The organism is Myxococcus sp. XM-1-1-1 (genome assembly GCF_020037095.1).
In the GTDB taxonomy this organism is placed as follows: Bacteria; Myxococcota; Myxococcia; order Myxococcales; family Myxococcaceae; genus Myxococcus; species Myxococcus fulvus.
Genome location: NZ_JAIQDH010000041.1, coordinates 1 through 25,087 on the forward strand (window position 1 = coordinate 1; position 25,087 = coordinate 25,087).

The following is a 25,087-nucleotide window of genomic DNA, read 5'->3' on the forward strand; positions in this document are numbered from 1 at the left end:
GCCCCTGAGGCGAGTGCGCGAGCGGAGCGCGCCCTCAACCAGGAGCAGGCACGTCCCTGCGCGCAGCCCTGAATCCACGTCGGCACGACGCTGGAGGCGCGCGCCCAAGCAGAGGCCCAACGTGGAACAGGCGCATCCTGCGCGCGGCCCTGAATCCACGTCGGCACCACGCCGAAGGCACGTGCATGTGCGGAGCACGCCCAACGTGGAACAGGCGCATCCTGCGCGCAGCCCTGAATCCACGTCGGCACCACGCCGGAGGCGGGGCGCCCGGGGAGGGCCCCCCGCCAGCATCGGCGGCTCACATCGAAGCGCGGCTTAGTAGTGCGGACGGGTGGGCAGGTTCAGCTCGTCGCGCAGGACGTTCTCACCCGGGCGGCCCGGCTGCACCACGTCCGGCGTGGCCGGGTTCTGGTCCAGGTCGATGGGCAGACCCACCGCCGAGGTCTCCAGGTTGCGCACGCCGTCCTTCGAGCCGTTCGCCAGCGTGCCGTTCGCGATGTCGGACGCGTGCACCAGCTCGTGGAACAGACCGACGATCGGGGGACGGTTCATCCACTCGTCGCCACCGAGCGAGATGCGCGTGGTGTTGTAGTTCACCGACGCATCCGAGCCCTTGCCCGGCGTGCCGTCCGCGTTGAAGAAGCCATCGTTGAAGTTGGTGCCCGACGCCGTGTTGCCACCGGACGTCTCGCGAATCGTCGTCGAGCGGCCGCTCTTGTCCAGCGTGCCCAGCAGCTCCTGGCCCGACGGCAGCGAGCGCATCGCGTCCAGGTCCGACTGCACGCGCGCCTGGAACTCCGGCGAGCCCTCCACCTTCACCGAGCTGCCGCGCTGGTCCGCGTCCGTCATGTCGACGATGGTCCGCTCGCCCTCGGCCGCGTCCGCCGTCTCCTCGCCCTCCTCGACGTAGAGCTTGTCGTCGCCGGCGTTGCCGCTGACCGTGTCCTTGCCCGCGCCGCCCGCCACCGCGTCGTTGCCCTCGCCACCCGACAGGGTGTCGTCGCCGCGGCCGCCGATGACCTGGTCATCGCCCGCGCCACCCGTGGCCGTGTCGTCACCCGCGCCACCGTCGATGTAGTCGCGGCCCTCGCCGCCGTTGAGCAAGTCGTTGCCGTCCAGGCCGTAGAGCACGTCGCGGCCCGCGCCACCCTGCACCAGGTCGTCGCCCGCGCCACCCTCCACGTAGTCGTCGCCGTCGTCACCGGACACCGAGTCGTTGCCCGTGCCGCCGATGATGGTGTCGTTGCCAGCGCCACCGCGGATGGTGTCGTGACCCGCGCCACCCGTCAGCTTGTCGTTGCCCTCGCCACCGTCCAGCGTCACGTCCACCGTGACGTTCTTGTCCACGGTGATGGAGTCGTTACCCGCGCCGCCGTTGATGATGGCGTTCCGCGACTGCTCCGGCGACAGCGTCACCGTGTCCGAGCCGGACTTGATGACCAGCCCGCCGCTCTTGTTCATCGTCACCGTCGCGGTGTTGTTCCCCGCGCCCAGGTCCACCACCGTCTGACCGTTCGCGTTCGTGCTCACCTGCGGCGACGTGGCCGAACCCGCGGCCTGCTTCACCTTCTCCGCGATCTTCGCGATGGCCTTGCCCAGCCCACCACCAGGGCTCGGCGGAGCATTCTCCGTGGTGCGCGTCTCGGTGAGCACCTGCGGCCGGGACGCCGAGCCCGCGCGAGCCGGGGCCGCGTCGAAGCCGTCCTTCATCCGCTGGTCCACCGCCGTCTTCACCGCGTTGCGCTGCGCCTGGGCCGGCTGCTTCGCCGTCTCCGCCTTCGGCTCGGGCTTCACATAGGTGGGGGTGCGCGAACCCGTCTTGCCAATCGTGGACATGTCTTCCTCTCCTGGCGGGCGCGCTCCCAGTGCGGTCCCGACCCTCTGAAGTCGCGGTCGGAGAAGCTCCGACCTTCCCGATTATCGGAATCCCCGGAGAGCAGTTGCTTCGATTCTTGGTTCTCGGGAAGAAATGATGATCCGCCCCATCCTCCCCGAGCGACACCTCGGGGTCCGGATCCGCCGACTCCGGGAACCCAGCGGGACGGTGAGGTGTCCAGCGACCCGGAATGCCTCGCGCCGCAATGTCTGACGTCTGGGTTATCGGTCATCGGGGGGACCCTCCTCCCGGTGACCGATGCGGTCCGGGGGGCGGACGGGCGAGTGTCCCTCCCGCCAAAGCCACACACCCCGAGGAACCGCATGAACCGCACCCTGCTGCTGCTGTCCGCCGCCGGATTGCTCGCCCTGGGCGCGCTCTCGCTGGGCAAGCCTCCGCCGCCGCCCGCGCCTCCTGCCCCGCCCGTCACCGACACCAGCCACACCGTGGCCCAGCCCGACGAGCCCCCCGCCACCACCCTGCTGCCGCACGTCATGTCCCTGCCGGATGACGGCGCCCTCGTCCTCTCCGGCAAGCTGTCCGGCAGCTACATCCAGACGGGCCCCAGCGAGGCCTTCGCGTGGCTGGAGGTCAAGGCCCGCCCCAACCCCGCCGCCGCCCGCCGCGTCCCCGTCAACCTGGCCCTCGTCGTGGACCGCTCCGGCTCCATGAGCGGCCAGAAGCTCGCCGACGCCAGGAGCGCCGCCGTGGAGCTGGTGCGTCGCCTCACCGCCGAGGACCGGCTGGCCCTCATCCACTACGGCACCGACGTGAAGGTCCTCCCCAGCCGCCCCGTCACCGAGGCCGTCCGCCAGGAGCTGCTCTCCGCCATCGCCAACATCCGCGATGACGGCTCCACCAACATCAGCGGCGGTCTCACCGAGGCCGCCGTCGCCCTGCGCCCCCACCTGCGCGAGTACCGCGTCAGCCGCGCCATCCTCCTGAGCGACGGCCAGCCCACCACCGGCATCGTCACCGAGCCGGAGCTGTTCCACCTGACGCGCCAGCTGCGCGATGAGGGCATCACCGTCAGCGCGCTCGGCGTGGGCGAGGACTACCAGGCCTCCCTCATGCGCGGCATGGCCGAGCAGGGCGGCGGCTTCTCCGGCTTCATCGAGGACTCGGCCCGGCTGGCGGAGGTCTTCTCCCGCGAGCTGGACCAGGCCACCAGCACCGTCGCCCGTCAGGTGGAGCTGCGCCTGGAGCTGCCCCCCGTCGCCCGCGACGCGCAGGTGCTCGGCCTGCCCTCCACCCGCGAGGGCACCACCCTCAAGGTGCCGCTGTACGACCTGGCTGGCGAGCAGTCCATCCGCGTCGTCGTGAAGCTGACGCTCAACACCCAGGTCACGTCCGACGCGCTCCCGCTGCTCCAGGCCAGCGTGCGCTACATGGACGTCCCCCGCGACATGCGCGCCGAGACGAAGCTGGCCCTGTCCGCCGTCGTCACCCAGGACGCCTCGCTGGTGCGCGCCAACCTGGACCGGGAGGTGCGCGTGCACGCCGTGCGAGCGTTGGGAACCCAGCAGATGCGCGCCGCCGCGGAGGAGATGAAGCGCGGCAACCGCGGCGCCGCCATGGGTCTGTTGGGCAACGCCCGGAAGCTTTTCGGCTCGTCCGCGGACGCGCTCTCGGGGGAGCTTGCGGAGCTGGACCAGACCCAGGCAGCCTATGAGGGGGCATCGAGTGACGACGAGGTCCGCCGCGAGTCGCTGAAGCTCTACAAGAAGACCATGAAGAACTTCGGCGAGAACAACGCCTACTAGTCAGGACGGTGCAGCCCCATGGCCCTCTCCCTGCAGATCCTCCACCGCGAGGAGTTCGAGTCCCGCACCCTGCGCGCGCTGGGGGGTGGAGCGTGCATGGGCATCTTCGCCGCGCTGGCGCTGCGCCTGTGGGCCCCCTTCGAGCCCGTCGTCCGGCTCACCCTGGAGCCGGGCTACTTCGCGGTGCTGGGCGCGGCGCTCGCCGCCGCCCGGACGGCCAAGGGTGGCGGCTGGGGGCTGCGCGCGGCCCTCACCGTGCTGCCCGTCTTCCCCTTCCTCTTCTCCGCTCCGTGGCCCCTGGCCCAGAGCGTGGCGGGCTGCATCGCCGCCGCGCTGGTGACGTGGCTGGGCCATGGCCGCGAACAGCCCGGCGCGCCCGTCCCCGTCGCCCTGAGCGCCGCCGCCGCGGGTGTGCTCACCCCGGTGGGCCTGTACGTGCAGCAGGTGCTGGATGCCCGCCTCCTCGGCGACACCACGCTGCTCTCCCTGGTGGTGGGCTACGCCTGCGTGGCGCTCTTCTGGAGCATCGGCACCCTGCCCTCGCACCTGGTGCTGCACACCGACGTCGTCGAGGCGCGGGGCAAGACGCTGCAGGGCACGCTCTCGGGTGAAGCCCAGGAGCTGACCACGCGCGCGCTCGGGCTATACCAGCAGTGCAAGACCTCCGCGCTGCGCCTGCCCGCGAGCCCCGGCCGCCAGGAGCTGCTCGGCGTGGTGGAGAAGATGGCCGCGGAGAGCTTCTCGCTCGCGGAGGCCCACGCGGGCCTCACCGCGCAGCTCGACTCCGTGGTGGCCCATGACGTGGACGCGCAGGTGAAGGAGCTTCGCGCCCGCGCCGCCGCCACCCAGGACACCGTGGCGCGACGCCAGCTGGAGCTCGCCGCGTCCTCGCTGGGCGAGGAGCTCAACCACCTGGATGCCCTGGGCCGCAAGCAGGAGCGGCTGCTCGCCCAGCTCCACGCCCAGGTGGCCCTCCTGGAGCGCGCCCGCGTGTCCTTCGTCGGCGCGCAGGGCCACGAGCTGGGCACCAAGGGGGAGCAGGCCGCGCAGCTGGCGCGCAGGCTCAAGGGCCTGGGCGAGGAGTCCGCCACGCCGCCCGCCCCCGTGGACGACGCCGCGCGGCCCGCCACCAGCGCGGCCACGCGGCTCAACAGCTAGAAGACTCGCGTCAGGAGGCCTGGCCCTTCTTCTTGCGCGCCGCCGTCCGGCGCTGCTTGGGCTTCTGCTGCTGCGCCCGCGCCCGGAAGCTGCCGGGCGGCGCGTGCAGTTCGTCCGCGATGCGACGTTCGATGGCCTCGCGAGTGTCGCGTGCCACCAGGAGCGCCGCCTCGATTTCCTCGCGAACCCGCGCCGCCTGCTCCTCGGCCGCCGCGCGGTACTCCGAGGTGGGCCGACGTAGGGCGAGCGAGCCCCGATCCTCCCCTTCCATCGGCTGGGTGCGCCGCGTCGTCACCGCGGCCTGTCCCCGAGCCCTGCTCCCTCGCGCCTTGTCTTCCCCAGCCTTTTCCGCCATGAGGGCCTCCCCGCGCTGATCTCTTGCGTCGAACATGGGCTCCGCGCTTCCCGCCGGGAAGTCCACCGGCCGACTCGGCCCCCACCCGGGCGGGAGGGCAGGCGTCCCACCGGGGGGACGCACAGCAGCGGTGCTTCTCTTGGGCCGCAGAAAAACGTAAAAGCCGGCCGGATGATTGTGGCGCGAGCGCGCCCGGGCCCTGCTACTCACAGCGGCGCCGCATGCCCCAGGCCGGCGGGCATGGCGCGGCCCACCTGCTCCACTGCCCCCAAGGGCAGCGTCCACCTGCGAGGCATACCGTGGCGGTCAGCGCACCCTTTTCGTTCTTGAAGAACCGGAAGCACAACCTCGACCGGATGACGCTGGGCGACCTGGTCTATTCGTTCTTCACCTACTACGCCGTGCTGGCCTACATCACCGTGGGCATCGTCAGCCTGGTGTACGCGGTGAAGTGGTTCGAGAGCCCCGTGCGCACGCTGCTCTCCATGGCGGCCGCGAGCGTGGTGTTCCCGCTCGGCTGGTTCCTGGTGCACAAGCACATCCTGCACAGCCGCTTCCTCTACAAGTCGCCCCTCACCGCGGCCACGTGGAAGCGCATCCACTTCGACCACCACCAGGACCCCAATGACTTGCGCGTGCTGTTCGGCGCGCTGGCCAACGTGCTGCCCACGGTGGGCGGGGTGATGGCGCCCTTGGGCTACCTCATCGGCGGCAAGGCGGGCGCGGCGGCGGCGCTGGGCTGGGGCATGGTGATTACGTGCTTCTATGAGTTCTGCCACTGCATCCAGCACCTGAACTACACGCCGAAGCTGGGCTTCCTGAAGGACATCAAGCGCCTGCACCTGTCGCATCACTTCCACAACGAGCAGGGCAACTACGGCATCACCAACTACTTCTGGGACCGGCTCTTCGGCACCTACTACGCCAAGGCGGGGGATTTGCCCAAGAGCCCCACCGTCTTCAACCTGGGCTACACCGCCGAGGAGGCCCAGCGCTATCCGTGGGTGGACCGGCTGTCCAACGGCACGCGCGGGGACGGACACCCCAAGCGCTTCTGGCAGGGCAAGGACGGCCAGGGCACCCAGCCCGAGTAGTCCCCGAGCGCGGCGACGGGCGGGACCCCACGAGGAGGACCCGCCCGTGGTCAGGGCTCACCGAAGGGCGCCGCGCCGCCGCCCTCCGGGAGCCTCACCCCTACCGTGTCGGCTAGAACTTCACCGCGCCGGAGGGCAGCAGCAGCGTGCTGGTCTCCACCAGGCCGTTGGAGCCCGACACGGAGGTGTCCACGATGGAGCGCGACACATCCAGGTGGAGCACCGCGCGGCCACGCGTCCTCAGGTCGGACACCTTCGCCTCGAAGGTGATGGGCGCCACGCGGGCGTCGAGCTGCGAGGCCTGCACGGAGTGACGGGCGAAGTCACCCATGGCGTTGAAGAACACGGTGACCTGCACCTTGTCGACGCCGGGAGGCACCGTGAAGCGCGCGGCCAGCGGCGCGTGGATGGGGTCGGCGATCTCCAGCAGGTTCGACACCACCTGCACGTTCACCGGCTTGCCCTCGGCGGTGATGGTGACGTCGGAGATGGGCACCTTCAGCGAGGTGAAGTCCATCAGGCTCTCGCCCTTCAGGCGCAGCTCGAAGCTCTGCGTGGAGGGCGTGCCGGGGTCCTCGCCACCGGGCGTGGGGCCCGGGTCCTCGCCACCGGGCGTGGGGCCCGGGTCCTCGCCACCGGGTGTGGGGCCCTCGCCACCGGGCGTCGGGTCCTCGCCGCCGGGGACGGGCGTCTCCACGCCGGGGTCTTCATTGCCAGGGACCTGGCGGGAATCATCCCCGCCGCAGGCGGAGAACAGCAGGGCCGAGGCCCACAGGGTCGACATCAGGAACTTCTTCATGACTTGATACCTCAAAGACTTTCAGTGATTCGGATGTGTCTGGAATGGATTGGGACGCCGACGCTCACGGCAGGGGCGGGATGCAGAACAGCCCCGTGGGAATGGTCGGGTCGATGGCCAGCGCCTCCGCGGCCTCCGGCGTCGAGGGACCGGGGTCGAACCCGCCCGGGAACGGCGCCGTGGTGCAGGAGTTGTTGTAGGTGCTCAGCTGCGTGGTGAGGCTGGTCAGGTCCGCGCAGTTGACCGTACCCAGCGCGGTGAGGATGAGCTCGAGCAGGTTGGCTGGGACGGTGACGCCACCGAACACACGCTGGTTGCACGTGGCGACGAACAGCTCACGCCCGGCCAGGAAGCGGATGCGGTCCAGCTGGCTGCGCGGCAGGTTGGTGATGGGGTAGCGGTCCGGGTTGCCCCAGAGGATGCCCTCGGCGCCCGCCAGGCCGATGACGATGCCGATGCTGCCCAGCGGAATGGGCCCGCCAGCGAGGCACTGCTGCACCGCGGGGATGTGGTTGCGCCAGAAGTCCAGCCCACGCGTCGCGTTCTCGCACACCTCGCCCGAAGGGTCTCCGCAGGTGACGCGCGCGGTGCACAGCGAGCTGCCCAGGTCGAAGCCCGCGGTGAACGTGTTGTCGATGTTGTTGTCCGGCAGGCCGTCCAGCAGCGCCAGCGCCCGGCACTCCTCGACAGTGTCCAGGGTGACGCTGAAGTTCGACGTCACCGACGCGCCCACCGGAATCACCACCGGCGGCGGCGGATTGAAGACGAACCCCTCACCCGCCAGCAACGGGTCCGTGGCCGTCAACAGGATGGACGGCAACGTCGGATGCACGTTGTTGACCTGGAAGCTGAAGTTCGCGGTGAACGGATACGTCGTCGCCTGCACCGACGCCTGACCATTCACCAGCTTGGTGCACGTCAAATCGTGCGCCTGGGCCACTCCAGAGAACCCCACCACCGCGGCACAAGCCGCCCCCATCCAACTGCTCAACGCCTTCATGTGTCTGCCTCGTCTTTGCTTCGCGGCTCGAGCCCCGATGACCCGCGCCGGGCAGACCCTTTTTCACCGGATGTGCCACGCGCCCGACCTGTCAGGTCGCATCCGCGGCAACGCACCCACCTCCCCCCAGTCCGACCTGCCTGGACCCGGGGGAAGCTTGCGTGGCCCTCGCGCTTCCCTCCGTGGGCAGAAATCTTCCCACTCGGAAAAACGGATTCTTCTCCTCGTGGGTAAAACCTGGGAGCAGGCAGGCGTCCCGCTGGGGAAGCTACGGCCCTTGCGCTGATGTCACCCACACCTCGGGAGTGAATCCCACCCCACGGGCGGCATCTACGAAGACCTTCGTTGACATCTACGAATCCGTTCGTATGATGGCCTCGTGGATGTTCGAAGCGAGGGAGTCATGAGCGAGGCGGTGCTGCCGCGCCCCACGGATGGCGAGCTGGCCATCCTGCGGGTGCTGTGGGAGCGAGGAGACAGCACGGTGCGGGAGGTCCATGAGGTCCTCTCGCGGCGCGAGCCTGGGGACGCGGGCCCGGGCTACACGACGGTGCTGAAGCTGATGCAGATCATGACGGACAAGGGCCTGGTGGAGCGCGACGAGACGCAGCGCGCGCACGTCTACCGGGCGAAGGCGACCGAGCAGCGCACGCAGCGGCAACTGGTGACGGACCTGGTGGAGCGCGCCTTCGGTGGCTCTCCGGCGCGGCTGGCCATGCAGGCGTTGTCCTCGCGCAAGACGAGCCCCCAGGAGCTGGCGCAGCTCCGTCAGTTGCTCGATTCCCTGGAAGGAGCGGACGAATGAGCAGCCTGGTGATGGAGTCGCTGGGGTGGGCGCTGGTGCACTCGCTCTGGCAGGGCGCGCTGGTGGCGGTGGGGCTGGCGGCGGCGCTGTTGATGGTGGGCCGTCACGCGGCGAACGCGCGTTATGCCCTGGCGTGCGGCGCGCTGGTGCTGGCCGTGGCGTTGCCGGTGGCCACGGGCGTGCGGCACGCCACGCGGGCCCGGGCCGAGCAGTCCGCGTCCTGGCGAGGCGAAGCGGCCCCGGCGTTCCAGGCGGCGCGGGCGCAGGTGATGGAGCGCGTGTCGCGGGCGCTCCGGGCCGACAGCCGGCCCGCGCTCGAGGCCGCGCGCGACCGGGGCTTCGACTGGCGTGAGGCGACGCCGGCCGCGGCGCTGGCGTGGCTCTGGGAGCGCGCGAGCAAGGCCGCCCCCACGCTCTTGCGCTGGCTGGTGTTCGCGTGGGTGGCGGGCGTGGGGCTGAGCTCCGGACGGCTGACGGCGGAGTGGGTGCGGCTGCACCAGCTGGCGCGCCGCGCGCTGCCCGCGCCCCGGGAGTGGCAGGAGCGGCTGGACGCGCTGTCGGGCCGGCTGGGCCTGAAGCGCGCGGTGCGGCTGCTCCAGTCGGTGGAGGTGGACGTGCCCTCCACGGTGGGCTGGCTGTCGCCGGTGGTGTTGCTGCCCGTGTCCACGCTGTCCGGACTGCCCGCGCGGCAGCTGGAGATGGTGCTGGCGCATGAGCTGGCCCACATCCGCCGGCATGACTTCGCGGTGAACCTGGCGCAGGTGGTGGTGGAGACGCTGTTCTTCTACCACCCGGCCGTGCGGTGGATGTCCAACGTCATCCGCGTGGAGCGCGAACACTGCTGCGACGACGTGGCCGTGGGCGCGAGCCCCAACCCGGTCTCCTACGCCCGCGCCCTCACCGCGCTGGAGACGCTGCGCGTGATGCCCGCCGTCGAAAGCCACGCCATGTCCGCCCTGGGCGGCTCGCTGCCCGAGCGCGTTCGCCGCCTCGTGTCCCCGCCCGCGTCGCGCTGCTCCTCTCGCTGGGTGGCGGGGGCCTCCGTGCTCACGCTCATCAGCGGCCTCGCCGTCGCCGCGCCGCTGGCCTCGCTGGTGATGGCCCAGACGCCTCCGCGCACCCTCGCCATGCTCCCCGTGCCTCCCGCGCCTCCCGCTCCCGCCGCGCCTCCCGCGCCCCCCTTCCCCGCGATGGACGTGAAGGTGGACTTCGCGCCGAAGGTGAAGCTCGCGGCCGCGCCGAAGGTGAAGGTGGACTTCGAGCGTGAGGACGACGTCGACGGGAGCACCCGGGTGGGCGCGGGGCAGCCGCTCTCCGTGGACCAGCTGGTGGCGCTGAAGGTCGCCGGCGTCACGCCGGAGCGGGTGAAGGAGCTGCGCGGGATGGGCCTCGAGCCCACCGTGTCCAACCTGGTGGGCATGGGCCACGCGGGCGTCACCCCCGAGTTCGTGAAGCGGATGAACGAGGTCTTCGGCCGCAAGCTGGAGGCGGGCATGTTGGTGGAGCTGCGCCACCTGGGCGTCACGCCGGAGTACGTCGCGGCGCTCTCGGGCGCGGGCTTCGAGACGAAGAACCCGCGCGACGTGATGGACGCGCGCGCCGTGGGCGTGAGTGAGCAGTACGTCCAGGGCTTGAAGGAGGCGGGCTACTCGGGCCTGCCGCTCCAGCAGGTCATCGAGCTGCGCGCGGTGGGCGTGGACCCGGGCTTCATCAGCGCGCTGGGCAAGTCGGGGCTGACGAAGCTGACGGCGGACCAGCTCCAGGAGCTGCGCGCGGTGGGCGTCAACCCGGCGTGGCTGGAGCAGATGCGCTCGGCGGGCGTGGACACGAAGGACCCGCGGGTCCTCACCGAGCTGCGCGCGGTGGGCGTCAACCCGGACTTCCTGCGCGAGCTGAACGCCGCGGGACTGAAGAACCTCACGCCCGAGGAGCTGGTGCGCCTGCGCACCGGCGGCGTGGACGCCGAGTTCATCCGGCGCATGCGCGACACGAAGTAACACCTGTCACACCGTCACGCCGAGGTCGGAGGGCTTTCTCCCTCCGGCCTCCGGACACCCCTCCTCTCATCACCGCCTTCCCACGGCGGCGTGCCCCACTCGGAGGGGCGCGCCGGACGGGAGGGCTCCATCCTCGAATCGAAGGAGCCTCACCATGCGCCGAGCGTCGTCCTCGTGGTTGTTGTGTGTCCTCATGCTGGTGGCCAGCGCCGCGTCCGCCGCGAGCGAGCTGCGCGGGACGTGGAGCGCGTCCACGCACGAGAAGTCCCCCGACAAGCTCCACCTCAACCTGAGCCACCCCGAGGACGAGCGGAAGGGACGGGGGCGGCTGGGCTTCACCGAGTCCCGCGCCTCCTTCCAGGGCCTGCCCACCGGGGACGGCCCGGCCACCTTCACCCTGCCGCGCGAGGCGGGCACGTTCGCCTTCACCGGCAGCTTCCAGGACGGCGAGGGCGCGGGCCACTACCGCTTCACCCCCAGCGACGCCTATCTCAAGGCCATGGCCTCGCTCGGTTACGCCTCGCTGACGCCGAACCAGCAGTTCCAGCTCGCCGCCACGGGCGTCACCACCCAGCGCATCAAGGACCTGGGGGCCGCGGGCTACAAGGACATCCCCGTCGAGAAGCTGCTGATGGTGGGCATCTTCGACATCACGCCCGAGTACGTGAAGGAGCTGTCGAGGCTGGGCTACGACAAGCTGGACCTGGATGAGCTGGTGCAGGGCCGCATCCACGGCGTCACGCCCCAGCGCGTGAAGGAGCTGGCGGACGCGGGCTACGCGAAGCTCGCGTGGGACGACCTCATCGCCATGAACATCCACGGCGTCACGCCCGCCTTCGTGAAGGAGATGAAGGAGCTGGGCTTCAAGGACGTGGGGCCCGAGAACATCGTCTCGCTGCGCATCCACGGCGTCAGCGCGGACTTCGCCCGGCAGATGCGCGAGCTGGGCTTCCAGGACCTCGCGGCCGACACGCTGGTCAACTTCCGCATCCACGGCGTCACGCCGGACTTCGTGAAGGAGATGCGCCAGCTGGGCTTCCAGGACCTGGGCCCGGACGAGCTGGTCAACTTCCGCATCCACGGCGTGAGGCCCGCCTTCGTGAAGGAGATGCGCGAACTGGGCTTCGCGAAGCTCACGTCGGACGAGCTGGTCAACTTCCGCATCCACGGCGTCACGGCGGACTTCGTGAAGAAGCTGCGCGACGCGGGCTACCCGAACATCACGCCGGAGGAGCTGGTGCGCCTGCGCATCCACGGCATCGACGAGACGTTCATGCGCGCCATGTCCAAGGGCGACAAGGCGAAGGGCGGAAAGTAGACGGCGCCCGGTTCTGGAAGGACCAGGGGGCGCCGGGGCCGGGGCGCTCGGGCGGGCGGGGGCCCGCCGCCAGGGCGTGGGAGCGTCGACTGGACGACGGAACGCGGGGGGAAGGCCGTGCACGCGCCGGACACCGGCCACACCTTCGCCGCGGGTGGCGTGGAGGAGGTGGGTGCAATGGTGTCACTGCGAATCGCGTGTGTCGGGTTGCTGGCGCTTTCGGCGTGTTCCTCGTCGAGGCCCTCGGTGGTGAGGGCCCCCCGGCAGGAGGCCGCGCCCGTCGCGACCTTCCCGGACGAGGGAGGCACCTACGGCTACCGCGCGGAGGACCCGGTGCGGGTGGGCTGGGGCAACCCGGGCATCCTGGCCTTCTTCGAGCTGCTGCGCGGCCCCCAGGGGCAGCGCGTGGCCTGGAAGCGACTGGGGCCGTGTGATGAGGGCCCCTCGCGGGAGTACGCGGACCTGGTGATGTTCGAGGTGAGCTACGACGGGCTGGGGCTCCCGGTGCGCATGTACCTGGACCCCAACCACGGGGCGTCCATCCGCGCGCCCCGGGGCTTCACCATCGAGGGCCTGTCCTCGCGCGACACGCCCCAGACGCCCGAGGACGTCATCGAGCTGTAGTCGCGCGAGGCGTCGAGCGCGGGTGCTCGGCTACTCCAGCGACGGCGCCTCGTCGCCGGGGATGAGCACCTTGCGCGCGAGCGACACGGGCAGGCCCAGCTGCAGGAAGCGGTCGTGGAAGTCCTTCAGCACGAACTTCTTGCCGCTCGCCTCCAGGTGCTTCTTGTAGTCCTCGCGCAGCTTCAGAATCTGCATCCGGCCCAGCGCGTAGTACAGGTACGTGGGGTTGGAGGTGCCGCGCTCCACCTCGCGCAGCGCGGGGAAGGGCTCGAAGTAGGCAATCTCCGCGTAGCGCTTCGCCACGGCCTCCACCGGCTCGTTGTACACGTGCAGCGCGAGCGCGGCGTACCAGCGCGCGTGACGCTGGAGCGCGCGGCGCAGCTGGCCCAGGCGCACCGCCGGGTCACCCTGCCCCAGGCCCTCGTCCACCATCATCTGCTCGGCGTAGTGGGCCCAGCCCTCCACCACGGAGGCGGGGGTGAAGACCTTGCGCACGTCGGTGGGAATCTTCGCCCCGTAGAGCAGCTGCACGAAGTGGCCGGGCATGGCCTCGTGCACGGTGATGCCCAGCAGGCCCGCGCGGTTGAAGTACGTCAGGTGCTGCGCCTTCTCCTCGGTGGACCACTCCGCCTCCACGTTGGTGATGTTGTAGTAGGCCTCCTGGGCCTTGCTCTCGAAGGGGCCCGGCGTGTCCATGGACGCGAAGCCCAGCCGCTCGTACGGGGGCGTCTCGCGCACGGACGGCAGCGAGTCCGAGGGCAGCGTGAGGATGTCCTTCTCCCGCACGAAGCGCTGCAGCTCCACCAGCTGCTGGCGCGCCAGGGGGATGAGCTCCTCGGCCTGCGGGTGGTCCTTCACCAGGGCGGCCATCACCTCCGCGGGGGACTTCGTCGGGTCCACCTTGGCCGTCTCGCGCGCCACCCAGGCCTGGTACTCGCGGATGGCCCGCTCGTTGATGTCGCGCAGCTGGTCCGCGTTCAGCGTGATGTGCTCCTCCAGGGCCAGCTTCTTCTCGAACCGCTCGCGGCCCAGGCGGAAGTCACCGGTGGCGCGGGGGAGCAAATCCTGCTCCAGCCACGCGGTGAAGGCCTCCATCTGCTCGAGCGCCTTGGCGCGCGCGGCGTCGAAATCCTGGCGCTCGGCGGGGGGCAGCTTGTCGGCGCCCTGGGCCTCGAGCGCGCGAGGCAGGTCCACGCGCAGGTACACCTGGGTGCCGCGCGCGTCGCGGATGGCCTGCTCGGCCCACAGGCGGGGCACGTCCTGGAGGTTCGCCTTGGCGGCCTCGAGCACGCGGGGGATGTCGTTCATGCGCGAGCGCATGTCCATCATCCGCTCGGACAGGGGCGCGAAGTCGCGCGAGGACAGGCTGGACAGTCCACCGGAGACGAGCCCCACGTAGGCGCCCGGGTTGCGGCGCCAGACGCGCTCCTCTTCCAGCTCCAGCAGCTCCGCGCGGATGGCGTTCTCCAGCACCACGCCGTCGACGGCGTCGTCACCGGTGAGGGCCGAGCAGTTCACCTGCTCCAGCCGGGTGAGCCAGCCGCGCAGCGCCTCCGCCTTCCGGTCGAGCGCGACCTGCGAGACGTCCTGCAGGTGGGCGTCGTGCTTGTGGAAGCCCAGGCGCGTGGCGCGCACGGGGTTGGCGGCGGAGAACCAGTCGAGGTACTCGCGGATGAAGTGGGAGTAGGCGGTGGTGGCCGCGTGCGAGGGCGTGGGGAGGGAGGACGCATCCCTTCCTTCCTTCGGGCGCGAGGCGCACGCGCAGACACTGGCCAGCAGGACGACGGCGACACGGATACGCATGAGGGCTCTCATCGAGATTGACGGGCCCCAGTGTCCGCACTGTGCGCCGGAAGGGGTAGGCGGAAACAAGGGCAGACGTCGGAGGCCGTCCTGCGCTCAACCCGCCACGTCGCCCCCGAGGTCACGGTTGACCGTGTGGTGAATCACCCTTGCGTGTCCGCGCCCGCGGGTCCGTCGTGCGGAGGACGCTCGCGTGCCTGGCTGCGTTCTCGTCGTGACGACGAAGCGAGCCCCTCACGAGGCGCGAGCCTCCTGGCTCCTCGCGGTCCGCGCGAGCGCGAGCACGTCCTCCACCTCCCAGTGGTCATCCGCGTGGCGTCCCCGATGGAGCGCGAGCACCCGCCCCGTGGCATCCAGGAGGAAGTCCGCGGGCAGCCCCTGGGCCCCGCCTTCCCCCGCGAAGGGATTCGACGGGACGGAGGCCAGCCCCTTCACGGCCGCCAGCATGGCCCGCGGATGGAGCGCCGAGACCCGGGACTGCTCCACCCCGAAGTGTCGGTACCAACGACGCTCCGGGTCCGGCACCACGGGGAAGGGCAGGTCCCCCTGATAGGGCCGCATGGACGCCTCGGTGGAGTGGAAGAACGCCACCGGGTGGACCCCCTCCGCCTCCAGCCGCTCCCGGGCGGCGGCGAACCTGCGCACGTGCAGGTTGCAGATGGGGCAGCCCGCGAACCGCCGGAACTGCAGGTGCGTGAGCGCGCCGGCGCTCCGCAGCGGGAGCTCCAGCGAGCCCTGGGTGAGCGTGGTGACGAGGAAGGGGGCGATGACCTCGCCGACCTGGAGACGGGAGCGCTTGTTGGAGTCCATTCGCGCAACCTAGCGACGCGGGGCTCCATCGCGCTGCTTCATCTCCGACATGAGCATCATGGCATCATTCGATGATGCGCTTCGACCGCCTCGACCCCTCGCACCTCCACGCGCTGCAGGTCCTGCTGGAGGAGCGGCACGTCACGCGCGCCGCCCGGCGCCTCGGCATCAGCCAGTCCTCCCTGAGCCATCGGCTGCGGCGCCTGCGCGAGTCGCTGGGTGACCCCTTGCTGGTGCGCTCGGGCCCGGGGCTCGTGCCCACGCCGCGCGCGGAGGCCATCGCCCCCCGGCTCACCGAGGCCCTCCGGGCGCTCGAGGCCGCCGTGAGCCTCCCGGCGGCGTTCGACCCGGCGACGTACACCGGGGCGCTGACGCTGGTGATGCCGGACCTGTTCGTCCCCGTGCTCTCGAACCTCCTCGCCGCCCTCCAGCGAACGGCCCCAGGGCTGAGCCTGCGCGCGCGGCCCCTGTCTCCGGAGCTGCCGCGACTGCTCGCCGAGGGCCCGCTGTGCCTCGCGCTCGCGCCCTCGCACTTCGCGGACGCCACCACCCACGCGCGACTGCTGGCCGAGCCGCGGTTCGCCGTCGTCGGACGCCGAGGCCACCCGGCGCTGCGCCAGCGCCTGACGCTCTCGCGCTGGCTGGCCCACGGGCACGTCGTCGTCCATGTCGGCGGCGAGCGGGTCAACCCCCTGGCGGAGCTGCTCGCGCGCCAGGGGCTGCGGCGGCACGTCGCCCTGGAGGCGCCGTCGTTCCTCTCCGGACTCCAGGCGCTGGCCCACTCGGACCTGCTGATGAACGTCCCCATGCCGCTCTTCGCTGACGCCATCCGCGCGCTGGACCTGGAGACCTGCCCACCTCCCATCGCCCTGCCGCGCGTCCGCTTCGCCATGCAGTGGCACGAGCGCTTCCAGCACGACGCCGCGCACCGGTGGGTGCGGGACCAGGTCTTCTCGGCGGTCCGCCCGCTGCTCCACAAGCCCGGCGCATCCCCGGGCGCGCGCGCCACCTGAGCGCTCGCGCCCACCCGGCTCCCTGGCCGCCCCGTCCCATCGGGCGATGCCCGCGAGGGGTGCGCTCTCCAATGTGCGGGGACCCGATGGGCCGGAGGGCCGCCGCATGTCCACGCATCCGCAGCGACACACCTCCCACGCGCGCCCTCTCGCCCGCCACCTGCCCTTCCTCGCCTGGCTCCCCGCGTGGCGCCCCAGCTCGCTCAAGCGCGACCTGGTGGCGGCGCTCACCATCACCGCCCTGCAGATACCGGAGGCCATGGCCTACGCGGAGCTGGCGGGCGTCCCACCGCAAGCCGCCTTCTACGCCGGCCCGGTGGCGCTGGTGCTCTACGCCCTGCTGGGCACGTCGCGCCAGCTCGTCGTCGCCATCTCCGCCACGGTGGCCGTGCTCTCCGCGTCCACGGTGGCGAGCCTCGCCGAGAGCGGCACCCCGCGCTTCATCGCGCTGACGGCCGCGCTCGCGATGCTCGCCGGGGTCATCTCCATCCTGGCCGGCGTGCTCAAGCTGGGCCGCATCGCCCAGTTCTTCTCCGACTCACTCCTCACGGGCTTCGTCTTCGGGCTCGCGCTCGTCATCGCCATCAAGCAGGTGCCCAAGCTGCTCGGCATCCAGGCCGGGAGCGGCAACTTCTTCGAGCGGCTCTGGGACCTCGTCACCCACCTGCCGCAGACACACCCGCTCACGCTCGTCGTCGGCGCGGTGAGCCTGGGGCTGTTGCTCGTGCTGGGCCGCTGGGTGCCGAAGCTGCCCGCGTCCCTCGTGGTGCTCGTGCTGGGCACCGCGTGCATCGGCCTGCTGGGACTCCAAAGCCACGGCGTGAAGGTGGTGGGCGACATCCCCTCGGGCCTCTCCGGTCCCGCGATTCCCGACGTCGGCTTGAAGGACCTGCTGGGCCTGCTGCCGGGCGCGTGCGGCATCGCGCTGGTCACCTTCGCGGAGGCCATCGGCCCCGCGCGCGTGCTCGCGTCGAAGCACCGCTACGAGGTGGACGCGAACCAGGAGCTCATCGGCCTGGGCGCGGCCAACCTGGGCGCCGGGCTCTTCCGCGGGCTCTCGGTGGGCTGCAGCCTCTCGAAGTCCGCGGCCAACGACGCGGCCGGCGCGCGCACGCAGATGCCCAGCCTGCTCGCCGCGGCCCTGCTCGCGCTGGTGGCGCTCTTCTTCACGCCCCTGTTCCGCACGCTGCCGGAGGCCACCCTGGCCGCCATCGTGGTCCTGGCCACCGCGGGGATGATGGACGTGAAGCAGATGCGCCGCCTCTTCGCGCTGCGCCGCACCGACTTCCTGCTGGCCATGGGCGCGCTGCTGAGCGTCCTCGTGCTCGACGTGCTCCCCGGGTTGATGGTGTCGGTGGGGCTCTCGGTGGCCTTCCTCGTGTGGCGGGCGAGCCAGCCCCGGCTGAGCGAGCTGGGCCGCGTCCCGGGCACCCTGGACTTCGCCGACATCCACCGCCGCCCGGCGCCCTTGCGCGTCCCGGGCCTGCTGATACTCCGGCCGAACGAGGGCATCTTCTTCGCCAACGCCACCGCGCTGCGCGACGCCGTCATCGCGCACGTGGACCAGTCGAGCGCGCCCGTGCACACGGTGCTGCTGGACCTGGAGGTGACGGCGGACCTGGACGTGCCCGGCGCGGACATGCTCGGTGAGCTGAAGGAGTCGCTCGACCAGCGCGACATCACGCTGATGTTGTCCCGCGTGCTCGCGCCCACCCAGGCCCTGCTGGACAGGACCGGGGTGACGGACCGCCTGGGCGACGGGGACCTCCAGCCGCAGACGCTCAACGGCGTCATCGAGTACCTCACCCGCAGGGCCCACCACTCGGAGGAGGAGTGGGCCCTCATCCGGGATGGGCTCCACCGCCTGGGCGAGCTCGTCGATGAGGCACACGACTCCTCGGAGGATGAGGCGGAGCGCCGACGGCTGGAGCAGCTGCGTCGCACCCTCGCGCGGCTCGACACGTCCCACGGCCCTCCGAAGTGACGGCGGCTCAGCGCGGCGGGTCCTCCTTCTGCTCCCCACGCAGCTCGCGCATGATTCTGCGGCGGTGGAAGACGCGAATCTCCAGCAGCCCCACCAGCCAGCTCGTCACGGAGATGCCGGGCGCCACGCAAGCGGCGAGCAACGGGTTGCCCAGCGCGGCCTCACAGCCCACCGCCGCGGCAATCCAGATGGAGGCGGCCGTCGTGATGCCGAAGATGGCGCTCCCCCGCTTGAGCACGCTCGCCGCGCCCACGAACCCGATGCCGGAGGCCACGCCCTGGATGATGCGCAGCGCCTCCCCGGGGGTCGCCATCAGGTTCGCCCCGGAGGTGCAGAAGAGGGCGGCGCCCAACGTCACCAGGTAGTGCGTCCGGACCCCGCCCGGCCGCTTGCGGTACGGCAGCCCCAGGACGATGCCGGCCCCCCCGGCCACGAGCAGCCGGACCAGAATCTCTCCACTCCCGAACTCGGCCGCCATCCCTGACTCCTCGCGCGCCCGCTCAGAAACCGATGGCCGGAAGCGGTGGCATGGGCCCTCCGTCGAGCGCCCGCTCCAGCGCCTCGGCGTGACGCTGAAGCAGCGGGCCCACCCCGATGCCCTGTCCCGCCGCCCGCTCCGCGACGGTCGGGATGGAGCGCAGCAGCTCACGCGCCGCGGACCGGTCCTCCGCGTCCCGCGCGCGCTGCCCCACGGCCGCGGCCAGGCGCATGAGCCGCAGCGCCACGGTGGACTCCGAGGCGCCATAACGCAGGAGCGGCTCCGCGACCGACGCCAGGTAGTCCCGCAGCGTGGGGCCGTGCAGGAACACGCGCGGCGTCCCGGCGTCGTCCGCCAGCACCCGGGGCCCCAGGCGCATCGGGCTCAGCTCGCACAGGAGGAACGTGAGCTGGTCCAGCGCCTCGACGGCGGTGTACGGGTCATTGACGCCAGGGGACAAGGCCTTGAGGGCCACGTCCACCAGCTGCCGCACGCCCAGGGCAATGTCCCGGTCCTCGTCCCGCCAGTGGTCCAGGCGGATGGCGCGGCCCATCGCCTCCACCAGCTCCCGCCGCGAGGGGGGCCCTCGGGCAGGCTCCACCTCGACCTGGCCGACCTGCTCCCCCCGAATCACCGGCTCGCCGATGGCGCGCTCCAGATGGATGACCCAGCGCTTCGTCGTCGCCACCTCCAGCAGGGCCTTCGCATCGACGGCGGCGATGAAGCCGTCACCAGGGCTTCGCAGCGGCATCGCCACCGCCGCGCGAACACGCGCGGGAGGTGGCGCCTCCAGGTCCCCCTCGCGGAACCGCTCGAGCTCGCGCGCGACCGTCAGCGTCTCCTGACGCACCCGCCGGACCAGGTTCTCCACGCGCATGAGCTGGAAGGTCTGGAGCACCTGGAAGACGAGCGCCCCCTCGCAGGCGATGAGCAGCAGCATGGCCAGGGCGAGCGCCGGTCGCGGCATGCGCTCCAGCCCCGAGACGAACCCGAACTCATGCGCCGCCACGAGGCAGAAGACGCTCGTGGCCACGAACACCGGGATGACCACGCGGATGCCAGTGCCATGCAGATACAGACGCAATAGACGTGGCGAATACTGCCCCGCGGCGTTCTGCACCACGAGCATGGACAAGGACAGCACGATGCTCAGCGAGGTCAGCGCGATGCCCAGCACCGCGGAGAGCATGCCGCGCGCCTCGGCGGCCGTGGCCCGCCAGGCCGCGCCACTCAGCAGGCGGGGCAGGAGGGTCGGGGAGGGCTCCACCAGGAGCACGGCCAGACAGGCGCCGAGAGCGGCTCCCACGACGGGCGGAATCCAGGACTGGTGACGCACCCGTCCGCGCAGGGGCAAGGCCTCTCGCGGCCGGGCCCGCATCCCTTGCCCCGGCCGTGCCTCCGCCCGCGCAAACGCCTGTGCGCCCGCCATGTGCGTCACCTCCGTGCCATGCGCCCCGCCCCTGCCCGACCCCAGCCCCTCTTCGTCGAAGCTGGGCCCCCACAGAGGCGGGCACAACGCGGGCCCGGCCCGCGAGACGAGCGTCCGCACCGCCCGTGAGCGCCCCATACCTGCCTCGACGAGCCCCACCACCTGGGAGGCGGCCTCGCGGTAACACCTCTGCCCACCTCGAAAGCGGGAGCACACCCCTTCCCTCGCGGCGCGCCCGTGGATACCTGGAGCGTGTTGGGTGGCAAGGAGGCGCCAGAGGGCCGGCTGGCGCCTCCGCTCTCGCCCCCGGGACGACCGGACGGGCCCCGCGCCCTGGCGGCGTGCATTTCCAGCCCCCTCCACCGTCCCGGGATGAGATGAGGCCCCCGCCGAGCCACCCCGATACGTGGCCGCGCCAGACGCGTGCGGCACGCCCCGGGCTGGGCTAAGCGTCCCGACGTGAGCCCAGGCTCCGCGCCGGGCCGAGACCCGGGGCCGCTCACCTGAGGAGGAACCAAGCGATGTCCGACGTCGTGAAGAAGAAGCGCCGCTGGCCGTACGTGCTCGGGGGAGTCTTCGCGCTCCTCGTCGTCGCCGTGCTCGTGGTGCTCTGGCGGCTCGACGCCATCCTGCTGAAGACGGCCAGGGAGCAGGCCGCCACCTATTCGCAGAAGCTGGGCCGCCCGATTGAAATCGGCGACATCTCCACCCAGCTCTTCCCCAGCGTGGGCGCGGTGGTGGAGGACGTCTCCATCGGCGCCGCGGAGGGCGAGGACCTGCCGCTCGCGACGCTCGCCAAGGTGGACGTCAGCGTGGCCGTGGGCCCGCTGCTCTCCTCGAGCGGCAAGGACATCCAGGTGAAGAACGCCGAGGTGTCCGGCCTCACCGTCAACGTGGTGCGCCTGGCCGACGGCACCACCAACGTGCAGCGCCTGCTCCAGCGCCTGGAGGAGCAGTCCCCTCCCGAGGAGCCGAAGCCCGAGGAGGAGTCGAAGCCCACGGACCTGTCCGGCGTGCACGTGGAGCGCGCGGCGCTCACCGACGGCACCATCCGCTTCGTCGACCGCGCCGGGGGACAGGGCGCGCGCGAGCTGGCGGTGAAGGACCTGGACATCGAGGTGAAGGATTTGCGCGCCGGCAAGCCGCTGGTGGTGGACCTGGCCGCGGCGGTGCTCGCGGAGAAGCAGAACCTGAAGCTCTCGCTGCACGCGGCCCCGCTGCCGCCCACGCTGATTCCCACGCCGGAGCGCGTGACGCTCAAGGCGGAGAAGATTGACCTGTCCCCGCTGGGTCCCTTCCTGCCGCCCGATGTGGGCCTGCAGGCGGGCACGCTGGACGCGGACTGGAAGGCGGAGCTCGGCGGCGCGGTGCCCGGTGGCAAGGGCCCCACGCGGCTGGTCGGCGCCATCTCCGCGCTGGGCCTGCGCTTCGCGGGCGCCGAGGGTGGCAAGGCGCTGGACGTGGTGCTCGACACGGACGTCGCCGGAGACCTGGCCACGGGGGACTTGTCGCTCGACAAGCTGAAGCTGGACCTGGGCCCGGCGAACATCACCGGCAAGGGCCGCGTGAAGGGCATGCTGTCGGACACGCCGTCGGTGGAGGGCTTCGAACTGGTGGGGCGCGACCTGGACCCGGCCGTGCTCGCCGAGTACTACCCGCCGCTGAAGAAGCAGCTCCAGGGGATGATTGCCGGTCCCATCGGACTGGACGTGCGCGCCAGCGGGACGCAGGCCGCGCAGGCCATCAACGTGTCGGTGGACCTGACGCCGGTGCGCCTGCGGGTGCCCGCGCAGCTCACCAAGGACGCGGGCGGCGCCATGAAGCTCACCGCCAGCCTCACGGGCGCGGCGGCGAGCGGCGGCGCGCTGAAGTTCGACGCGAAGGCGGACCTGTCCGGCGTGGACCTGCGCCCGGGCCTGCTGGTGGACAAGGCCCCGGGCCAGCGGATGGAGCTGGCCGCGGCGGGCACGTACGCGCCCGGCAAGGGCGGCGTGGGCATGAAGGTGGACGTGCCGAAGATGACGGCGAACCTCCTCCAGGACACGGTGACGGGCAGCGCGTCGTTCGCGACGGCGGGCACGGGCAAGAAGCAGACGACGACGTTCTTTGCGGACGTGAAGGCGAACAAGCTGGACGCGGACGCGCTGCTGTTCGACGAGCAGGAGCTGGCGGCGCGCAACGGCGGCACGGTGCCCGCGCCCGAGTCCGCGGAGCTGCCTCCCGAGGACCCCGCGCGCTTCAACGGCTACCGGGGCGACCTCCGCTTCGCGGTGGGCACGCTGCGCTACACGCAGATGGACCTCACCAACGTCACCGGCGTGGTGAAGATGACGGACGACCTCATCACCGTGGAGAAGTTCTCCTCGGGGGTGTTCGGCGGGAAGGTGGTCGCTGACGGGACGAGCATCCGCCTGGGCCCCGCGGCGCCGCAGCGCCCGTTCGAGGCGAAGGTGAAGGTGGAGGGCGTGCAGGTGGCGGACGCCATCGCGCAGGCCACGCCGCGCAAGGTGATGACGGGCACGTTCAACGGGAACGTGGACGTGAAGGGCATCGGCTACACGCCGGAGAAGCTCAAGGAGACGCTGCTGGGCGGCATCAGCGGCAACATCCTGGGCGGCACGCTCCTGGGCAAGGACCTGGTGTCGTCCGTCTCCGAGCCGCTCGCCAAGGCGCTCCCCTTCGCCTCCAAGGCGCTCAAGAGCAACGAGGTGACGTCGCTCAGCGAGAACCTGCCCTTCGGCGTGCAGATCAAGAACGGCGTCGCGCAGCTGTCCAAGCCCATCACGTGGACGCGGCCGGAGGCGGCGATGAGCTTCGACGGTGGCATCAAGCTGGACGGCACGCTGGACCTCACGGGCGCGGTGGCGCTGACGCCGTCGACGGTGAAGACGCTGACCTTGGGCAAGGTGACGCCGCCGTCGGACATCCCGGTGGGCCTGAAGTTGACGGGTCCGGCGTGGAAGCCCGAGGTGACGGGCGTGGACGTGAAGCCGGCGGTGACGACGTTGGCGAAGCTGGCGGCGTCCTCGCTCGCGGGCAACCTCATCGGCGGTGAGCGCGGCAAGCAGGTGCAGCAGGCCATCGAGGGCGGCGAGGAGAAGCTGCGCGCCGACGCCGAGGCGAAGCGCAAGGAGATGGAGGCCAAGGCCGAGGAGGAGAAGAAGCGCCTGGAGGCCGAGGCGAAGAAGCGCGCGGAAGAGGAAGCCAAGAAGCGCCTGCGCGGCATCTTCGGGAAGTAGCGCTCCGAGCGCACGCAACGACGGGAGCCCCCACGGCCCGGTCGAGCGGACGTCCTCTCCAGGGCGCTCGCTCCTCCGGGCCGTGTTGCATGAAACACCCTGAAACAGTGTGAAACAGCGCCGCGCGCCAGCGCACACACGGGCCGCACTCGGGGACGATGGTGGCATGCGCCCTGCTAAGGCCCCCTGCCGACTTCACCCAGGCAGGGAGCGAGCACGATGGACGCGAGCGAGGACTGCGGCTGCACCGACCCGGCGACGACGCCCATGCCTTACGTGGCACCCGTGAGCGAGCGTCACCGGGTGCTCATCATCGGCGGAGGCACGGCGGGAATCTGCGTGGCGGCACGGCTCGCGAGGCTGGGGCAGAAGGGCGTGGCGATTCTGGAGCCCTCGGAGCGCCACTACTACCAGCCGCTCTGGACGTTGGTGGGCGCGGGCGAGGCGCGCATCGAGGACAGTGTGCGCGACGAGGCCCGCCTCATCCCCCGGGGCGTGAAGTGGCTGAAGGACGCCGCGGAGGAGGTGGACCCCGTCCGGCAGGAGGTGCGCACCCGAGGCGGCCTGCGAGTGGGCTACGACTTCCTGGTGGTGGCGCCGGGCATCCAGCTGGACTGGGACAAGGTGCGGGGTCTGCGCGACGCGCTGGAGACCGAGCACGTCAGCAGCAACTACGACGTGAGGCTCGCGCCCAAGACGTGGCGGATGCTCCAGGCGTTCAAGGGCGGCACGGCGCTCTTCACGCATCCGGCCACGCCGGTGAAGTGCGCGGGGGCGCCGCAGAAGATCATGTACCTGGCCGCCGACCACTTCCGACGCACGGGCATCCTGGAGCGCTCGCGGGTGGTGTTCGGCTCGGGGGCGAAGGCCATCTTCGGGGTGCAGCCCTTCGCGCGGGTGCTGGAGGGCGTGGTGAAGCGCTACGGCATCCAGACGCACTTCGGACATGACCTGGTCGCGGTCGATGGAGCGCGGCGCGAGGCGACGTTCGAGACGATGCGGGACGGGCAGAAGACACGCGTCACGCTGGGCTACGACCTGCTCCACGTCACGCCGCCGCAGAGCGCACCGGACTTCATCCGCGACAGCCCGCTCACCTCGCGCGAGGGGGCGTGCAGTGGCTGGGTGCGCGCGGACAAGCACACGCTCCAGCACCCGGTGTTCCCGAACGTCTTCGCGCTCGGGGATGCGTCGGACCTGCCCACGAGTCGCACGGGGGCCGCCATCCGCAAGCAGGCGCCGGTGCTCGTGCGCAACCTGCGCGACGTCATGGCGGGCCGTGCGCCCACCGCGAGGTACGATGGGTATGCCTCGTGTCCGCTGACCACGGGCTACGGGAAGCTGCTGCTCGCGGAGTTCGACTACGACGGCAAGCCCACGCCCAGCTTCCCGCTCATCGACACGATGCAGGAGCGACGGGACATGTGGCTGATGAAGAAGTACGGCCTGCCGCAGCTCTACTGGAAGGGCATGCTGCGCGGGCGGGCGTGAGACACCACGGGCGTGCCCGCGAACCCGCTCCGCGCTATGCAGCCCGGA

General features: G+C 71.4%; 19 protein-coding genes. 11 read left to right on the forward strand and 8 right to left on the reverse strand.

Features of this window, described 5'->3' with window-relative positions:
• Positions 1–318 precede the first annotated feature (318 nt).
• Positions 319–1,839, reverse strand: coding sequence for a M91 family zinc metallopeptidase (locus tag K8640_RS41140; RefSeq protein WP_223752070.1), 1,521 nt, complete (start codon positions 1,837–1,839; stop codon positions 319–321).
• 363 nt (positions 1,840–2,202) lie between these two features.
• On the opposite strand from K8640_RS41140, the gene K8640_RS41145 reads away from it, so the two are divergent.
• Entirely contained in the window at positions 2,203–3,642 is a 1,440-nt protein-coding gene (locus K8640_RS41145) for a VWA domain-containing protein (RefSeq protein WP_223752071.1), read from the forward strand.
• Positions 3,643–3,660: 18 nt separating this feature from the next.
• Entirely contained in the window at positions 3,661–4,800 is a 1,140-nt protein-coding gene (locus tag K8640_RS41150) for a hypothetical protein (protein WP_223752072.1), read from the forward strand.
• Between the two features lie 10 nt (positions 4,801–4,810).
• On the opposite strand, the gene K8640_RS41155 is transcribed toward K8640_RS41150, so the two are convergent.
• On the reverse strand, positions 4,811–5,155 hold the full coding sequence (locus tag K8640_RS41155; protein WP_223752073.1) for a hypothetical protein: 345 nt from the start codon (positions 5,153–5,155) through the stop codon (positions 4,811–4,813).
• Between the two features lie 299 nt (positions 5,156–5,454).
• On the opposite strand from K8640_RS41155, the gene K8640_RS41160 reads away from it, so the two are divergent.
• Entirely contained in the window at positions 5,455–6,249 is a 795-nt protein-coding gene (locus K8640_RS41160) for a sterol desaturase family protein (RefSeq protein WP_141330039.1), read from the forward strand.
• Positions 6,250–6,361: 112 nt separating this feature from the next.
• On the opposite strand, the gene K8640_RS41165 is transcribed toward K8640_RS41160, so the two are convergent.
• Positions 6,362–7,048: a hypothetical protein gene (locus K8640_RS41165; protein WP_223752074.1), complete on the reverse strand. Its 687-nt coding sequence runs from the start codon at positions 7,046–7,048 to the stop codon at positions 6,362–6,364.
• A 64-nt stretch (positions 7,049–7,112) separates the two neighbouring features.
• Entirely contained in the window at positions 7,113–8,048 is a 936-nt protein-coding gene (locus K8640_RS41170; RefSeq protein ID WP_223752075.1) for a hypothetical protein, read from the reverse strand.
• A 403-nt stretch (positions 8,049–8,451) separates the two neighbouring features.
• On the opposite strand from K8640_RS41170, the gene K8640_RS41175 reads away from it, so the two are divergent.
• From K8640_RS41175 to K8640_RS41190, 4 genes are all read left to right on the forward strand, one after another.
• Positions 8,452–8,853, forward strand: a complete 402-nt coding sequence (locus K8640_RS41175; protein WP_141330045.1) for a BlaI/MecI/CopY family transcriptional regulator — start codon at positions 8,452–8,454, stop codon at positions 8,851–8,853.
• The gene (locus tag K8640_RS41180) at positions 8,850–10,850 is read left to right on the forward strand and encodes a M56 family metallopeptidase (protein ID WP_223752076.1); all 2,001 of its coding nucleotides are present in this window, start codon (positions 8,850–8,852) and stop codon (positions 10,848–10,850) included. Before K8640_RS41175 ends, K8640_RS41180 begins: the two co-directional genes overlap by 4 nt.
• Positions 10,851–11,004: 154 nt before the next feature.
• Positions 11,005–12,168 carry a 4-hydroxy-3-methylbut-2-enyl diphosphate reductase gene (locus tag K8640_RS41185; protein WP_223752077.1) on the forward strand — a complete coding sequence of 388 codons (1,164 nt, stop codon included), beginning with the start codon at positions 11,005–11,007 and terminating at the stop codon, positions 12,166–12,168.
• 177 nt (positions 12,169–12,345) lie between these two features.
• Positions 12,346–12,792, forward strand: coding sequence for a fibril protein (locus K8640_RS41190; RefSeq protein ID WP_223752078.1), 447 nt, complete (start codon positions 12,346–12,348; stop codon positions 12,790–12,792).
• Positions 12,793–12,822: 30 nt separating this feature from the next.
• Here the strand turns inward: K8640_RS41190 and K8640_RS41195 are convergent, their stop codons facing one another.
• Together K8640_RS41195 and K8640_RS41200 are read right to left on the reverse strand one after the other, a co-directional pair.
• A complete protein-coding gene (locus tag K8640_RS41195; protein WP_223752079.1) occupies positions 12,823–14,595 on the reverse strand; it encodes a DUF885 domain-containing protein in 1,773 nt (590 codons plus the stop codon).
• Positions 14,596–14,829: 234 nt separating this feature from the next.
• Positions 14,830–15,405: a peroxiredoxin-like family protein gene (locus tag K8640_RS41200; protein WP_223752080.1), complete on the reverse strand. Its 576-nt coding sequence runs from the start codon at positions 15,403–15,405 to the stop codon at positions 14,830–14,832.
• Positions 15,406–15,476: 71 nt separating this feature from the next.
• Between K8640_RS41200 and K8640_RS41205 the strand changes: the two genes are divergently transcribed.
• The gene (locus K8640_RS41205) at positions 15,477–16,418 is read left to right on the forward strand and encodes a LysR family transcriptional regulator (RefSeq protein WP_223752081.1); all 942 of its coding nucleotides are present in this window, start codon (positions 15,477–15,479) and stop codon (positions 16,416–16,418) included.
• 106 nt (positions 16,419–16,524) lie between these two features.
• The gene (locus K8640_RS41210; RefSeq protein ID WP_223752082.1) at positions 16,525–18,402 is read left to right on the forward strand and encodes a SulP family inorganic anion transporter; all 1,878 of its coding nucleotides are present in this window, start codon (positions 16,525–16,527) and stop codon (positions 18,400–18,402) included.
• Between the two features lie 7 nt (positions 18,403–18,409).
• Here K8640_RS41210 and K8640_RS41215 read toward each other — a convergent pair whose 3' ends face one another.
• Both K8640_RS41215 and K8640_RS41220 read right to left on the reverse strand, forming a co-directional pair.
• Entirely contained in the window at positions 18,410–18,880 is a 471-nt protein-coding gene (locus K8640_RS41215) for an MgtC/SapB family protein (protein ID WP_223752083.1), read from the reverse strand.
• A gap of 22 nt (positions 18,881–18,902) precedes the next feature.
• Positions 18,903–20,309, reverse strand: a complete 1,407-nt coding sequence (locus K8640_RS41220) for a DUF2254 domain-containing protein (RefSeq protein ID WP_370640448.1) — start codon at positions 20,307–20,309, stop codon at positions 18,903–18,905.
• Positions 20,310–20,830: 521 nt separating this feature from the next.
• On the opposite strand from K8640_RS41220, the gene K8640_RS41225 reads away from it, so the two are divergent.
• Together K8640_RS41225 and K8640_RS41230 are read left to right on the forward strand one after the other, a co-directional pair.
• Entirely contained in the window at positions 20,831–23,548 is a 2,718-nt protein-coding gene (locus tag K8640_RS41225; RefSeq protein ID WP_223752084.1) for an AsmA family protein, read from the forward strand.
• Positions 23,549–23,767: 219 nt separating this feature from the next.
• Entirely contained in the window at positions 23,768–25,039 is a 1,272-nt protein-coding gene (locus tag K8640_RS41230; RefSeq protein ID WP_223752085.1) for an FAD/NAD(P)-binding oxidoreductase, read from the forward strand.
• Positions 25,040–25,087: the final 48 nt, after the last annotated feature.

Coding starts and splice junctions, on each gene's coding strand:
- K8640_RS41230 (WP_223752085.1), top strand. CDS start 23,768: ATGGACGCGAGCGAGGACTGCGGCTGCACCGACCCGGCGACGACGCCC.
- K8640_RS41215 (WP_223752083.1), bottom strand. CDS start 18,880: ATGGCGGCCGAGTTCGGGAGTGGAGAGATTCTGGTCCGGCTGCTCGTG.
- K8640_RS41140 (WP_223752070.1), bottom strand. CDS start 1,839: ATGTCCACGATTGGCAAGACGGGTTCGCGCACCCCCACCTATGTGAAG.
- K8640_RS41175 (WP_141330045.1), top strand. CDS start 8,452: ATGAGCGAGGCGGTGCTGCCGCGCCCCACGGATGGCGAGCTGGCCATC.
- K8640_RS41165 (WP_223752074.1), bottom strand. CDS start 7,048: ATGAAGAAGTTCCTGATGTCGACCCTGTGGGCCTCGGCCCTGCTGTTC.
- K8640_RS41210 (WP_223752082.1), top strand. CDS start 16,525: ATGTCCACGCATCCGCAGCGACACACCTCCCACGCGCGCCCTCTCGCC.
- K8640_RS41155 (WP_223752073.1), bottom strand. CDS start 5,155: ATGGCGGAAAAGGCTGGGGAAGACAAGGCGCGAGGGAGCAGGGCTCGG.
- K8640_RS41145 (WP_223752071.1), top strand. CDS start 2,203: ATGAACCGCACCCTGCTGCTGCTGTCCGCCGCCGGATTGCTCGCCCTG.
- K8640_RS41180 (WP_223752076.1), top strand. CDS start 8,850: ATGAGCAGCCTGGTGATGGAGTCGCTGGGGTGGGCGCTGGTGCACTCG.
- K8640_RS41170 (WP_223752075.1), bottom strand. CDS start 8,048: ATGAAGGCGTTGAGCAGTTGGATGGGGGCGGCTTGTGCCGCGGTGGTG.
- K8640_RS41190 (WP_223752078.1), top strand. CDS start 12,346: ATGGTGTCACTGCGAATCGCGTGTGTCGGGTTGCTGGCGCTTTCGGCG.
- K8640_RS41205 (WP_223752081.1), top strand. CDS start 15,477: ATGATGCGCTTCGACCGCCTCGACCCCTCGCACCTCCACGCGCTGCAG.
- K8640_RS41225 (WP_223752084.1), top strand. CDS start 20,831: ATGTCCGACGTCGTGAAGAAGAAGCGCCGCTGGCCGTACGTGCTCGGG.
- K8640_RS41185 (WP_223752077.1), top strand. CDS start 11,005: ATGCGCCGAGCGTCGTCCTCGTGGTTGTTGTGTGTCCTCATGCTGGTG.
- K8640_RS41150 (WP_223752072.1), top strand. CDS start 3,661: ATGGCCCTCTCCCTGCAGATCCTCCACCGCGAGGAGTTCGAGTCCCGC.
- K8640_RS41220 (WP_370640448.1), bottom strand. CDS start 20,309: ATGGCGGGCGCACAGGCGTTTGCGCGGGCGGAGGCACGGCCGGGGCAA.
- K8640_RS41200 (WP_223752080.1), bottom strand. CDS start 15,405: ATGGACTCCAACAAGCGCTCCCGTCTCCAGGTCGGCGAGGTCATCGCC.
- K8640_RS41195 (WP_223752079.1), bottom strand. CDS start 14,595: ATGCGTATCCGTGTCGCCGTCGTCCTGCTGGCCAGTGTCTGCGCGTGC.